Raw genomic sequence first — 13921 nt, 5'->3', positions numbered from 1 at the left:
CATCCGACAGTGCATACTAACCCGTAATCCCCAATATTGCCGAAGCACTCGCCTTACCGCTCAACAATTCTTCAGTCTTACCCTGCCAGGCGATGCGCCCGTCAGCGACCACCACCGAGCGTGTGGCGATCCGCGCCGCATCTTCTACACTGTGCGACACCATCAATAGCGTCATTTTTTGCTGCTGGCAGCTCGTGCTCACCAGCGTCAGCATCTCCTGACGTAACGCCGGATCGAGCGCAGAGAACGGTTCATCGAGCAATAAAATGGGCTGTTCGCGTACCAGACAACGCGCTAACGCCACTCGCTGACGCTGACCGCCGGAAAGCTCGCCCGGTAACCGCGCCATTAAATTATCAATCCCCATCTGACGGGCAATAGCGTGCATTTTCTCCTGCTGCGCCGCGTTCAGCTTCAATCCAGGATTAAGCCCCAGCCCGATGTTCTGCGCGACCGTCAGGTGACTGAACAGGTTGTTCTCCTGAAACAGCATCGATACCGGACGGCGTGATGGCGGTGTCGTGGTGTGATCAACACCATCGATAGTCAGCGAACCGCTGGCTGGCGTCAGAAAACCGGCGATCAAATTCAGCAGGGTACTTTTACCCGCGCCGCTTGGCCCGAGGATCGCCACCTGCTCGCCGCGTTCCACCGTTAAGCTAAAACGCATCGGCAAATGGTGATAAAGCCAGGTGATATCAGTCAGTTTTAACATTTCGCCCCGGTAGTTTTTCAATCACGGTAAACAGCAGAAAACAGAGCAGCAGTAGAATTAACGCGGTCACCGCGCCGTCCTGGCTACGATAGGAGCCAATTTGCTGGTAGAGATAAAACGGCAGGGTACGGAAATCATCGTTACCGAACAACGCCACCACGCCAAAATCACCAATCGACAGCACACACGCAAAGGCCAGCGCCTGCGCCAGCGGACGTTTCAGGGCGCGCAGCTCCAGCACTTTTAAGCGTGACCAGCCTTCAATGCCCAGCGACTGACATAGCATGCTATAGCGGGCAGTGATATCGCGCATCGGGTTTTCCAGCACTTTCAGCGCATAAGGGATGGCCATTAACGCATTGGTGAAAATCACGATGCCGTCAGCAGATTGTGGCAGGCCGATGGTGTTGTTGAGCAGTAAAAAGAAGCCCGTTGCCAGCACAATCCCCGGCATGGCGAGGATCAGCATTCCGCTCATCTCCAGCGCCTGACCCGCCAGCATTTTTTGCCGAGCCCGCAATTCGCGACTGCTCCATAACAGCATCATGGTCAGCACTACGCATAATACGCCTGCCGCCAGCGCAATACGCAACGAGGTCCACAGCGCCTGCCACAGCACCGGCTGCGCCAGCACTTCCGGCAACTGGCGATTTATCCCATCGACGAGCACCGCCAGTAACGGTGGCAGCAACAGCAACAGCGCCAGCACAATTAACACCGTGTCGCAAATGCGGCTATGCAGACGATCGTCCGGGTCGCGCCAGCCTTGCAGCAGCGTGGTGCCGGGCGCAATGGCCTTACTTAGTCGCTGACTCAACAGCACCAGCCCAAGGCAACAAACCATCTGGATCAGCGCCAGCATCGCCGCGCGGGCAGGATCGTAGTCGTAACTCAGCGCCTGATAAATAGCCAGCTCGATAGTGGTCGCCTGCGGACCGCCGCCCAGCGATAGCACGGTGGCGAAGCTGGCGAAACAGAGCATAAAGATAAGCGCGGCAACCGGCGGGATTTGACGCCGTAACCACGGCCATTCGACGAAGCGGAAAAAATGCCAGCCGCGCATCCCAAGCTGGGCGGCAAGCTGACGTTGTTCGCCGGGAATGTTTTCCAGTGCCTGGAGTAATAAGCGGCTCGCCATCGGCAGATTAAAAAATACGTGCGCCAGCAAAATACCTTGCAGGCCGTAGGGCGAAAAGGTCCACTCCAGACCGAGCGATTGGCAGAGTGATGCCAGCCAGCCCTGGCGACCATAGACGCTAAGAATGCCGAAAACAGCAACCAGCACCGGGAGGATCAAGGTCATTGCGCACAGACGCAACAGCGTCAGCCGACCCGGAAAGCGCCTGCGATAGAGGGCGCGGGCGAGGAATATCGCGGGTACGACAGAGAGCAGCGCCGAGAGAAACGCCTGCCAGAAGGAGAAGCGCACCACATGCCACAGGTAGCTGTCCTGCCAGATTGCCACCCAGTCACCCTGCGGCGCGTTCCACCACAGGGCGAGAAATGCCGCCAGTGCAACCGCCACCACAAGCGTAGCGGCGCTTACGCCTGGAATTAACCAGCCGGGAATTAACGGCTGACGGCGCGTTGCCATTCGCTAATCCATGCCTGACGTTGTGCCGCCACGTCGGCTGGCGTGAACTCCAGCGTGGTTGCTGGTTTGGTCAGTTGTTCAAACCCGGCAGGCAGCGTGACGTTTGCCACCGGATACATCCAGTTGCCGGTTGGGATCGCATTCTGGAAGGCCGGAGAAACCATAAACTGAAGGAACTTTTGCGCCAGTTCCGGCTGCTTGCTGGCAGCGGTGCGGGCAGCAACTTCTACTTGCAGATAATGACCTTCGCTAAAGTTCGCCGCGGCGTAGTTATCTTTCTTCTCTTCGAGAATGTGATAAGCCGGAGAGGTGGTGTAACTCAGTACCAGATCGCTTTCGCCTTTTAAAAACAGGCCGTAGGCTTCGCTCCAGCCTTTGGTGACCGTGACCGTTTTCTTCGCCAGTTTCTGCCAGGCTTGTGGGGCGTCATCGCCATAGACTTTTTGCATCCACAACAGCAGACCCAGCCCCGGCGTGCTGGTGCGCGGATCCTGATAAATCACCCGCCAGTTTTGATCGCTTTCAATCAATTCTTTCAGGCTTTGCGGCGGATTTTTCAGTTTGTTCTTGTCATAGACGAAGGCGAAATAGCCGTAATCAAACGGGACGAAAGTGTCATTATTCCAGCCGCCGGGAACGTTAACGGCATCCGCTGCCACACCGCTTTTAGCAAACAGCCCGGTTTTGCTGGCGGCATCTAACAGATTGTTATCCAGCCCCAGCACCACATCGGCTTTACTGTTTTTGCCTTCCATCCGCAGACGGTTGAGAAGCGAAACGCCATCTTCCAGCGCCACCAGTTTCAGTTCGCAATTACAGTCGGCTTCAAAGGCTTTTTTCACCACCGGACCTGGCCCCCAGTCGGCGGCGAAGGAATCGTAGGTATAAACAGTCAGAACGGGTTTAGCGAAAGCGGGTGCTGTACAGAGCAACAGCAGGGGAAGATATTTTTTTAACACTTTGCACCTCAAAGAAGAGTGGCAAAGGACTTGAGAAGGAGCCTCAAATCCCTTCGCCGGCGTTATCCGGATCAGGTTCGACGGGTATTTTCTCAGCGCACGCGTCTGCGAGGCACCCCGTTGAGAACGGCGTTAGTGTAGTGATTTTGTTATCAACCAGCAATCATGGATCCGGTGGCGCAAACCACGCGGATTTAAAATCGAACCAGCCGAGGGTGTTCATACGCAGACCGCGCATACTGCGTTGCCCCTGAATGATCAGCCAGTGGTGGATAAGTGGCACCATTGCTTTACTGGCGACCAGTTGCTGGCACCAGTTCGCCAGATTCATTTCGCCATTGCGCCAGCGGGCGGCGTCGGCTTGCCAGTCGATCGGAATACAGTGTTGGAGCAGCGGCACCTCGCACAAGTGCGCGAACAGCGAAAAATCCAGCGGCAGCGTAAAGTTGGCGCTGTTAAGCCAGATGTCACTTTCGATCTCTCCTTCGTGCCACTGATCGTAGCTGATCTCTTTAATTTTCAGTGTGACCTGATAACTTGCCAGAATCTGCTGCATGATCCTGGCAATCACTCGATGCTCAATATGATCCTGATAAAAAGTCAGGGTGAGGTTTTCCAGCCCGGCGGGTTTTTCGCAATGCGTCGGGCGGGCATGATGCCAGCGGGGGAGCAGTCCATAAGCCGGAAACCACAGTTGCTGGTATTGTTCCTCGGCGAAATAGACCAGATTAGTTGGAGAAAGCACATAACTTACCCAGTCCCTGACTTGCTGATTCGCCCCACGGTGGGTGCGGCTGTCGAACAGTAAATAGTAGCAACCTTCTTCCAGCCGACTTTCAATCTCTTTTTCCTCGCCCTGCGGCCCTTTTAGCATCAGACCGCCGGCTGGCTCGTCGGCAATTTCTGGCAGAACCCAGACATTTACTTCGTCGATTAATGCGCGATAACCGAAGAAGTCATCGAATGCCTGAATTTTCAGTTGATTGGTGCTGTTGCGGATCACCGCATACGGACCGGTACCGATGGGATGGCTGGCAAAGTTACTGAGGGTTTCCCATTCTCGTGGCAGGATCATCGCCGGAACTTGTCCCAACAGTAACGGCAACCAGCGGTCTGGTTGCGTGAGATGGATATCCAGCGTCCAGGGCGTCGGCGACACAATTTCAGCAATATGTGAATAGAGTGGCAGCGTATTGATCCGTTTTAAAGAGGCGATCACGTCCTCCATTTCCAGTTCACGACCATGATGAAAATGGACTCCTGGACGCAAAAAGAAGCGCCAGTGAAGCGGTGATATTTGCTGCCAGTGGTGGGCGATGTCTGCTTCCAGTTCCCCATTTTCCTCATTTATGCGCGTTAGCGAACTGAAGATTTGCCGGGCGATATGGGTTTCGGAACGGCGCAATGCACTGCCGGGCAGCAGATTGCGCAACGGACGATAGTAGAGAACGCGCAGGATGTGCCGCCCCTGGCGGAAGCTGCGTCCCAAATGAGAAACCAACATTTGCCGCACAGCCGCTTTGTCGCCAACCAGTTGCACCAGTTGATCGATACGATCCTGCTCCAGCAGGTCCTCTGCTCGCTGTTGCTGAAGCGCCAGCCCGGTATAGAGGAATGTTAAACGTGAGCGTTTACCGCGCCCGACCTCCGCTTCCCACGTCAGCCAGCCGCGATCCTGCATGGTATTGAGCAGGGTGCGCATATGACGACGGGAGCAGCTCAATAACTCCGCTAGTTCGTTGAGCGTTGTGTCCTGCGATTTACCCTCGCAGCATTGCCACAGGCGGATGAACTGTTGTTGCAGACGAGCAGATGGCATAAAAGGGGAACTCCTGCGCAAAAGTCAGCAATTTTATTTTCCCTATATTAAGTCAATAATTCCTAACGATGAAGCAAGGAGGTGTCCCATGCATCAGTTTTATCAGCACTATTTTACCGCGACAGCGAAGTTGTGCTGGTTGCGTTGGTTAAGCGTCCCACAACGATTAACTATGCTTGAAGAACTGATGCAGTGGGAGGGGAGTCATTCTGACTACTGATTTGCGGACATCATGTGTGACTGAGTATTGGTGTTAATCGCCACGCCAGCAGTGATTATCTGCTGGCTTTTTTCTTTTTGGCGATTGAGTGCGGGACGGTGTACAAACTAACGCATAAACGCCGGTTGCTTCTCTTCATAAGACGCAATTGCGTCGTCGTGCTGCAGAGTCAGGCCGATGCTGTCCAGACCGTTCATCATGCAGTGGCGGCGGAAGGCATCGATGGTAAAGCGATAAGTTTTCTCTCCCGCTTTCACCTCTTGCGCTTCCAGGTCCACATCAAAATGAATCCCCGGATTGGCTTGCACCAAAGCAAACAGCTCATCCACTTCTGCATCGCTTAATTTCACCGGCAGCAGCTGGTTGTTAAAGCTATTGCCGTAGAAGATGTCAGCAAAACTCGGCGCAATCACCACTTTAAAACCGTAATCAGTCAATGCCCACGGCGCATGCTCACGCGAGGAACCGCAGCCGAAGTTTTCTCGTGCCAGCAAAATGGAAGCGCCCTGATATTGCGGAAAGTTCAGCACGAAGTCCGGGTTTGGCTGTTGGCCTTTTTCATCCAGAAAACGCCAGTCATTAAACAGATGCGCGCCAAAACCAGTGCGCGTCACTTTCTGCAAAAACTGTTTCGGGATGATTGCATCGGTATCGACATTGGCGGCATCCAGTGGAACCACCAGGCCTGTATGTTTGATAAATTTCTCTGCCATGGTGTGCTCCTTATTTAATGTTGCGAATGTCGGCGAAATGTCCGGTCACAGCAGCAGCGGCAGCCATTGCCGGGCTGACCAGATGCGTGCGCCCGCCACGCCCCTGGCGGCCTTCAAAGTTACGGTTGCTGGTGGAGGCACAACGCTCGCCCGGATTCAGGCGGTCGTTGTTCATCGCCAGACACATTGAGCAGCCTGGCAAGCGCCATTCAAAACCAGCTTCAATAAAGATTTTGTCCAGACCTTCCGCTTCCGCCTGGGCTTTTACCGGGCCAGAGCCGGGAACCACCAGTGCCTGCACGCCTGGTGCGACTTTCCGGCCTTTGGCGATTTCAGCCGCCGCGCGTAAATCTTCAATGCGCGAGTTGGTGCAGGAACCGATAAACACTTTGTCGATAGCCACTTCGGTCAGCGGAATACCCGGTTTCAGCCCCATATAGGCCAGCGCTTTTTCTGCCGACGCGCGTTCAACCGGATCGGCAAACGAAGCCGGATCGGGAATGTTGTCGTTCACGGAGATCACCTGACCGGGGTTAGTTCCCCATGTTACCTGCGGGGCGATCTCTTCTGCTTGCAGAGTGACAACGGTATCGAAAGTTGCGCCTTCGTCGGTTTGCAGAGTTTTCCAGTAGGCAACGGCGTCGTCGAAATCTTTACCTTTCGGCGCATGCAGACGGCCTTTAACATAGTTAAAGGTGGTTTCGTCCGGCGCAACCAGACCGGCTTTTGCGCCCATTTCGATTGCCATGTTGCACAGGGTCATACGACCTTCCATGCTTAAATCACGGATTGCTTCGCCGCAAAACTCCACCACATGCCCGGTACCGCCAGCGCTGCCGGTTTTACCGATAATCGCCAGCACAATATCTTTCGCGGTAATGCCCGGCGCAGCTTTGCCCTGGACTTCAATTTTCATGGTTTTCGCGCGCCCCTGTTTCAGGGTCTGCGTTGCCAGTACGTGTTCGACCTCGGATGTACCGATACCAAAGGCCAGTGCACCAAACGCCCCGTGGGTGGCGGTATGTGAGTCGCCGCAGACAATGGTCATTCCGGGTAAGGTGACGCCCTGTTCCGGCCCCATTACGTGGACAATCCCCTGATACGGGTGATTCAGGTCATACAGTTCGACGCCAAACTCTTTGCAGTTTTTGATCAGTTCCTGCATCTGGATGCGCGCCATCTCACCGCAGGCATTAATGTCTTTAGTCTGAGTCGAGACGTTGTGATCCATGGTGGCGAAGGTTTTCCCCGGCTGACGTACCGGGCGACCGTGGGCGCGCAGACCATCGAACGCCTGCGGTGAGGTCACTTCATGTACCAGATGACGGTCGATATATAACAGCGGGGTTTCGTTTTCGGCTTCGTACACTACGTGAGCGTCGAATAATTTTTCGTATAACGTCTTAGCCATGATTACACCCCTTCTGCCACATAGCGGGCAATGATATCGCCCATTTCATCGGTACTAACGGCGGCAGCGCCACGGGCTAAATCCCCGGTGCGAATGCCTTCTTCTAACGCGCGGTTAATGGCGCGTTCAATGGCGGAAGCCGCATCATCGGCATCCAGGCTGTAACGCAGCAGCAGCGCCAGCGACAGAATTTGTGCAATCGGGTTGGCGATGTTTTTGCCTGCGATATCGGGTGCCGAGCCGCCCGCCGGTTCATACAGACCAAAACCTTGCTCGTTCAGGCTGGCGGAAGGCAACATGCCCATCGAGCCTGTGATCATCGCGCATTCATCAGACAGAATGTCGCCAAACAGGTTGGAGCACAGCAGTACGTCAAACTGCGACGGATCTTTAATCAGCTGCATGGTAGCGTTGTCGATGTACATATGCGCCAGTTCGACATCCGGATACTCCGTGGCGATCTCGTTAACAATCTCCCGCCATAAAATAGAGGATTGCAGCACATTGGCTTTGTCGATTGAGGTGACTTTGCGACGACGCTTGCGGGCAGATTCAAACGCGATACGGGCAATGCGCTCGATCTCAAAACGGTGATACACCTCGGTATCAAACGCTTTTTCATATTGTCCGCTACCTTCGCGGCCTTTTGGTTGACCGAAATAGATGCCACCGGTCAGTTCGCGCACGCACAGGATGTCGAAGCCGTTAGCGGCAATGTCAGCACGCAGCGGACAGAATGCTTCCAGCCCATGATACAGTTTTGCCGGACGCAGGTTGCTGAATAATTTGAAGTGCTTACGCAAAGGCAACAGCGCGCCGCGTTCTGGTTGCTGGTCTGGCGGCAAATGTTCCCATTTCGGGCCGCCCACCGAGCCAAACAGCACGGCATCGGCTTGCTCACAACCTTCAACCGTCGCAGGCGGCAGCGGCTGCCCGTGGTTATCAATGGCTGCGCCGCCTACATCGTAATGGCTGGTGGTGATACGCATCGCAAAGCGGTTACGCACGGCATCCAGCACTTTCAGTGCCTGGGTCATCACTTCCGGCCCGATCCCATCTCCGGGTAAAACGGCAATATGGTAATTCTTCGACATCACACGGTTTCCTTGTTGTTTTCGTTGTGTTGAGCTTTGCGTTGCAACTCTTTTTCGACTTCTGCGGCGCGCCAGATATTGTTCAGTACGTGCACCATGGCTTTGGCGGAGGACTCGACAATATCGGTGGCCAGGCCGACGCCGTGGAAGCGGCGACCGTTGTAGTTAGCGACGATATCCACCTGACCCAGCGCATCTTTACCGTGGCCTTTGGCGGTCAGGCTGTATTTCACCAGTTCGACGTTATAGTCAGTGATGCGGTTAATCGCCTGATAGACGGCATCGACCGGACCATTACCGTTGGCAGCTTCCGCTTTAACTTCCTCGCCACAGGCCAGTTTGACGGCGGCAGTGGCAATATCGTTAGAACCAGACTGCACGCTGAAGTAATCCAGACGGAAATGCTCCGGCTCTTCTTGCTGCTTACCGATGAAGGCCAGCGCCTCCAGATCGTAATCAAACACCTGACCTTTTTTGTCCGCCAGCTTCAGGAAGGCATCGTACAAATTGTCTAAATTATATTCACTTTCTTTATACCCCATCTCATCCATGCGGTGTTTTACTGCCGCACGACCGGAACGAGAGGTCAGATTCAGCTGGATTTGGTTCAGACCAATAGATTCTGGTGTCATGATTTCGTAGTTTTCGCGGTTTTTCAGCACGCCATCCTGGTGGATACCGGAGGAGTGTGCGAATGCGCCGCTGCCAACAATGGCTTTGTTTGCCGGGATCGGCATATTACAAATCTGGCTAACTAACTGGCTGGTGCGCCATATTTCCTGGTGATTAATGGCGGTATGAACGTTAAGAATATCCTTACGTACTTTGATCGCCATGATCACTTCTTCCAGCGAACAGTTACCGGCTCGCTCGCCGATCCCATTCATTGCACCTTCCACCTGGCGCGCTCCGGCATGTACCGCCGCCAGTGAGTTGCCAACTGCCAGGCCTAAATCGTCGTGGGTATGTACGGAGATAATGGCTTTGTCGATGTTAGGCACGCGTTCATACAGGCCGCTGATGATTCCGGCGAACTCAAATGGCATGGTGTAGCCCACGGTGTCCGGAATGTTGATGGTGGTGGCACCGGCATTAATCGCCGCTTCAACCACGCGCGCCAGATCGGCAATGGGTGTGCGTCCGGCATCTTCGCAAGAAAATTCAACATCATCGGTGTAATTACGGGCGCGTTTCACCATATAGATAGCGCGTTCGATCACTTCGTCCAGCGTGCTGCGCAGCTTGGTGGCGATGTGCATTGGCGAAGTGGCAATAAAGGTATGGATACGGAAGGCTTCGGCAACTTTCAGAGATTCAGCTGCCACGTCGATATCCTTTTCCACGCAGCGAGCTAACGCACATACGCGGCTGTTTTTGACCTGGCGGGCGATGGTCTGCACCGATTCGAAATCGCCCGGCGAAGAGACGGGGAAACCGACTTCCATCACGTCAACACCCATACGCTCAAGGGCCAGCGCAATTTGCAGTTTTTCTTTCACACTCAAGCTTGCCTGTAACGCCTGTTCACCGTCGCGCAATGTGGTATCGAAAATAATGACTTGCTGGCTCATGGTTTGGGTCCTTGTCTCTTTTTGAGCGCCTCGCTTCGGGCATAAAAAAACCCGCGCAATGGCGCGGGTTTTTTGTTTGACTGCGTGCTGGCTTAATGCTGAATGCCGCTCACTCGTCTACCGCGCAAAGAAGATGCGTTTAGTAGTAGTAGACCGATAAAGCGAACGATGTGAGTCATTAAATCAGCTCCAGATGAATACGATATGCTTTTAGAGTTACTGGATACAAAAACGGATGTCAACCCTGACGCAACAAAAACGTTCCGCCAGAGTGAGTTCTGCATTCGTCAAATTAGCTAATTGTGCTGCGGTGGTTAAAACAAGCGATATTAATTTCTGCTTAACCACCGACGCTTTTCATCGGTTGACATATTTCAGAATAAATTTTTGCATCTAATCAACGAGGAAAAGGGGGATAAAATGCACGCGTTACAAAACCTATCTTGATGATTTGTATTGAATTATATGTTTTGCTAATTTTTTGATATTCATTTGGTGAATATTATTGTTCAATTAATGTTAAGAATTAATGCATTAAACATATAAATTAATTATTAAAAAAGCACATTTAATCCATTTTGTGGATGATTGAGTATTCGCGGTAGTTATGATTAGATTGTTTTCGCAACAAAAACATTATGGATTATTATGCTGCGGTAAATGACTCTTTACTCGGCAATGGGTTCTGTTTTTATAAGAACCCGTATCTTTATGTTTTCCTAATTTTTCTCATTTTCCTTTTTCTTATTTTATATGCATGATAAATCATATTCTCGAGGATTATTTCTCTGCATTCCAATAAGGGAAAGGGAGTTAAGTGTGACAGTGGAGTTAAGTATGCCAGAGGTACAAACAGATCAACCAGAGACGGCGGAGTTAAGCAAGCCACAACTACGCATGGTCGATCTCAACTTATTAACCGTTTTCGATGCCGTGATGCAGGAGCAAAACATCACCCGTGCCGCTCATGTTCTGGGGATGTCGCAACCTGCGGTCAGTAACGCGGTTGCACGCCTGAAGGTGATGTTTAATGACGAGCTTTTTGTTCGTTATGGCCGTGGCATTCAACCGACTGCTCGCGCATTTCAACTTTTTGGTTCAGTTCGTCAGGCATTGCAATTAGTACAAAATGAATTGCCAGGTTCAGGTTTTGAACCCGCGAGCAGTGAACGTGTATTTCATCTTTGTGTTTGCAGTCCGTTAGACAGCATTCTGACCTCGCAGATTTATAATCACATTGAGCAAACTGCGCCAAATATACATGTTATGTTCAAGTCTTCATTAAATCAGAACACTGAACATCAACTGCGTTATCAGGAAACGGAGTTTGTGATTAGTTATGAAGACTTCCATCGTCCTGAATTTACCAGTGTGCCATTATTTAAAGATGAAATGGTGCTGGTAGCCAGCAAAAATCATCCAACAATTAAAGGCCCGTTACTGAAACATGATGTTTATAACGAACAACATGCGGCAGTTTCGCTCGATCGTTTCGCGTCATTTAGTCAACCGTGGTATGACACGGTAGATAAACAAGCCAGTATCGCGTATCAGGGCATGGCAATGATGAGTGTACTGAGCGTGGTGTCGCAAACGCATCTGGTCGCTATTGCGCCGCGTTGGCTGGCTGAAGAGTTCGCTGAATCTTTAGAGTTACAGGTATTACCGCTGCCATTAAAACAAAATAGCAGAACCTGTTATCTCTCCTGGCATGAAGCTGCCGGGCGCGACAAAGGCCATCAGTGGATGGAAGAGCAATTAGTCTCAATTTGCAAGCGCTAACTGAATGCAGAATAGGTCAGATATTGATTACTGATTTATTCTGTATTTTTTATTGAATATAGAATTTTATTCTGAATGTGTGAGTTCACTATTTTAGGATTAATTAAAAAAATAGAGAAATTGCTGTAAGTTGTGGGATTTAGCCGATTTATTATCAATTTAATCCTCCGTAATGGAGGATTTTATCGTTTCTTTTCACCTTTCCTCCTGTTTATTCTTATTACCTCGTATTTATGTCTCTGGCTACCAATTGCTTAAGCAAGATCGGGCGGTTAATGTGTTTTACACATTTTTCCGTTAAACAGTGAGGCAGGCCATGGAGATGTTGTCTGGAGCCGAGATGGTCGTCCGATCGCTTATCGATCAGGGCGTTAAACAAGTATTCGGTTATCCCGGAGGCGCGGTCCTTGATATTTACGATGCATTGCATACCGTGGGTGGTATCGATCATGTATTAGTTCGTCATGAGCAGGCGGCGGTGCATATGGCCGATGGTCTGGCACGCGCGACCGGGGAAGTCGGCGTCGTGCTGGTAACATCGGGGCTAGGGGCGACCAATGCGATTACCGGCATCGCCACCGCTTATATGGACTCCATTCCCTTGGTTGTTCTTTCCGGGCAGGTAGCAACTTCGTTGATAGGCTACGATGCTTTTCAGGAGTGCGACATGGTGGGAATTTCCCGCCCGGTGGTGAAGCACAGTTTTCTGGTTAAGCAAACGGAAGACATTCCGCAGGTGCTGAAAAAGGCTTTTTGGCTGGCGGCAAGTGGTCGCCCTGGACCCGTGGTCGTTGATTTACCGAAAGATATTCTTAATCCTGCGAACAAATTACCCTACGTCTGGCCGGAGTCGGTCAGTATGCGGTCTTACAATCCCACGACCTCCGGACATAAAGGGCAAATTAAGCGCGCTCTGCAAACGCTGGTGGCGGCAAAAAAACCGGTTGTGTATGTAGGCGGTGGGGCAATCACGGCGGGCTGCCATCAGCAGTTGAAAGACACGGTGGAGGCGTTGAATCTGCCCGTTGTTTCCTCATTAATGGGGCTGGGGGCGTTTCCGGCAACGCATCGTCAGGCACTGGGCATGCTGGGAATGCACGGCACCTACGAAGCCAATATGACGATGCATAACGCGGATGTGATTTTTGCCGTCGGGGTACGTTTTGATGATCGAACGACGAACAATCTGGCGAAGTACTGCCCAAATGCCACGGTTCTGCATATCGATATTGATCCTACTTCCATTTCTAAAACCGTGACTGCTGATATCCCGATTGTTGGAGATGCCCGCCAGGTCCTTGAACAAATGCTTGAACTCCTGTCGCAAGAATCCGCCCATCAACCGCTGGATGAGATCCGCGACTGGTGGCAGCAGATTGAACAGTGGCGTGCTCGTCAGTGCCTGAAATATGACACTCACAGTGAAAAGATTAAACCGCAGGCGGTTATCGAGACTCTTTGGCGGCTGACGAAGGGGGACGCTTACGTGACGTCTGATGTCGGGCAGCACCAGATGTTCGCCGCACTTTATTATCCTTTCGACAAACCGCGTCGCTGGATTAACTCTGGTGGCCTCGGCACGATGGGGTTTGGTTTACCTGCGGCACTGGGCGTCAAAATGGCGCTGCCAGAAGAAACCGTGGTTTGTGTCACTGGTGACGGCAGTATTCAGATGAACATTCAGGAACTGTCTACCGCCTTGCAATACGAGTTGCCGGTATTGGTGGTGAATCTTAATAATCGCTATCTGGGGATGGTGAAGCAGTGGCAGGACATGATCTATTCCGGCCGCCATTCACAATCTTATATGCAATCGCTACCCGATTTCGTCCGTCTGGCGGAAGCCTATGGGCATGTTGGGATCCAGATTTCTCATCCGCAAGAGCTGGAAAGCAAACTTAGCGAGGCGCTGGAACAGGTGCGCAATAATCGTCTGGTCTTTGTTGATGTTACCGTCGATGGCAGTGAGCACGTCTACCCGATGCAGATTCGCGGGGGCGGAATGGATGAAATGTGGTTAAGCAAAACGGAGAGAACCTGATT

Annotated in this window: 13 protein-coding genes and 1 riboswitch; of the genes, 3 read left to right on the top strand and 10 right to left on the bottom strand. The window is 52.1% G+C overall.

The window, feature by feature from the left end; all coding sequences use genetic code 11:
* Window positions 1-16: 16 nt before the first annotated feature.
* The 4 genes from thiQ to sgrR all read right to left on the bottom strand — a co-directional run bounded on the left by thiQ (window position 17) and on the right by sgrR (window position 5087).
* Entirely contained in the window at window positions 17-715 is a 699-nt protein-coding gene (gene thiQ, locus HEN33_RS03750) for a thiamine ABC transporter ATP-binding protein ThiQ (RefSeq protein ID WP_000916288.1), read from the bottom strand.
* Complete coding sequence (gene thiP / locus HEN33_RS03745; RefSeq protein ID WP_105277277.1) at window positions 699-2309, bottom strand: thiamine/thiamine pyrophosphate ABC transporter permease ThiP; 1611 nt, start codon at window positions 2307-2309, stop codon at window positions 699-701. The genes thiQ and thiP overlap by 17 nt, the downstream gene beginning before the upstream one ends.
* Window positions 2285-3268 carry a thiamine ABC transporter substrate binding subunit gene (thiB, locus tag HEN33_RS03740; protein WP_176262760.1) on the bottom strand — a complete coding sequence of 328 codons (984 nt, stop codon included), beginning with the start codon at window positions 3266-3268 and terminating at the stop codon, window positions 2285-2287. Before thiB ends, thiP begins: the two co-directional genes overlap by 25 nt.
* Before the next feature lie 30 nt (window positions 3269-3298).
* Window positions 3299-3398, bottom strand: a riboswitch (TPP riboswitch).
* A 33-nt stretch (window positions 3399-3431) separates the two neighbouring features.
* Window positions 3432-5087 (bottom strand): DNA-binding transcriptional regulator SgrR, encoded by a 1656-nt coding sequence (gene sgrR / locus HEN33_RS03735; RefSeq protein ID WP_176262761.1) that lies wholly within the window; start codon window positions 5085-5087, stop codon window positions 3432-3434.
* Window positions 5088-5175: 88 nt separating this feature from the next.
* On the opposite strand from sgrR, the gene sgrT reads away from it, so the two are divergent.
* A complete protein-coding gene (gene sgrT, locus HEN33_RS03730) occupies window positions 5176-5307 on the top strand; it encodes a glucose uptake inhibitor SgrT (protein WP_176262762.1) in 132 nt (43 codons plus the stop codon).
* A gap of 107 nt (window positions 5308-5414) precedes the next feature.
* On the opposite strand, the gene leuD is transcribed toward sgrT, so the two are convergent.
* The 5 genes from leuD to leuL form a co-directional block, all read right to left on the bottom strand.
* Window positions 5415-6020: a 3-isopropylmalate dehydratase small subunit gene (leuD, locus tag HEN33_RS03725; protein WP_000818236.1), complete on the bottom strand. Its 606-nt coding sequence runs from the start codon at window positions 6018-6020 to the stop codon at window positions 5415-5417.
* A 10-nt stretch (window positions 6021-6030) separates the two neighbouring features.
* Window positions 6031-7431: a 3-isopropylmalate dehydratase large subunit gene (leuC, locus tag HEN33_RS03720; protein WP_001140645.1), complete on the bottom strand. Its 1401-nt coding sequence runs from the start codon at window positions 7429-7431 to the stop codon at window positions 6031-6033.
* A 2-nt stretch (window positions 7432-7433) separates the two neighbouring features.
* A complete protein-coding gene (gene leuB, locus HEN33_RS03715; protein WP_176262763.1) occupies window positions 7434-8525 on the bottom strand; it encodes a 3-isopropylmalate dehydrogenase in 1092 nt (363 codons plus the stop codon).
* A complete protein-coding gene (gene leuA / locus HEN33_RS03710; protein ID WP_000082846.1) occupies window positions 8525-10096 on the bottom strand; it encodes a 2-isopropylmalate synthase in 1572 nt (523 codons plus the stop codon). The genes leuB and leuA overlap by 1 nt, the downstream gene beginning before the upstream one ends.
* A 92-nt stretch (window positions 10097-10188) precedes the next feature.
* On the bottom strand, window positions 10189-10275 hold the full coding sequence (leuL, locus tag HEN33_RS03705; RefSeq protein ID WP_001300467.1) for a leu operon leader peptide: 87 nt from the start codon (window positions 10273-10275) through the stop codon (window positions 10189-10191).
* 658 nt (window positions 10276-10933) lie between these two features.
* Here leuL and leuO point away from each other — a divergent pair.
* On the top strand, window positions 10934-11878 hold the full coding sequence (gene leuO, locus HEN33_RS03700; RefSeq protein ID WP_001361829.1) for a transcriptional regulator LeuO: 945 nt from the start codon (window positions 10934-10936) through the stop codon (window positions 11876-11878).
* 154 nt (window positions 11879-12032) lie between these two features.
* On the opposite strand, the gene HEN33_RS26945 is transcribed toward leuO, so the two are convergent.
* Window positions 12033-12077, bottom strand: coding sequence for a hypothetical protein (locus HEN33_RS26945; protein ID WP_175565144.1), 45 nt, complete (start codon window positions 12075-12077; stop codon window positions 12033-12035).
* A gap of 117 nt (window positions 12078-12194) precedes the next feature.
* On the opposite strand from HEN33_RS26945, the gene ilvI reads away from it, so the two are divergent.
* Window positions 12195-13919, top strand: coding sequence for an acetolactate synthase 3 large subunit (ilvI, locus tag HEN33_RS03690; protein WP_176263101.1), 1725 nt, complete (start codon window positions 12195-12197; stop codon window positions 13917-13919).
* Window positions 13920-13921: the final 2 nt, after the last annotated feature.

Source organism: Escherichia sp. 94.0001 (genome assembly GCF_013369155.2).
Classification (GTDB): domain Bacteria; phylum Pseudomonadota; class Gammaproteobacteria; order Enterobacterales; family Enterobacteriaceae; genus Escherichia; species Escherichia coli_F.
Note: the sequence above shows the minus strand (reverse complement) of the source record. Positions and strands in the feature narration are given on the sequence as shown.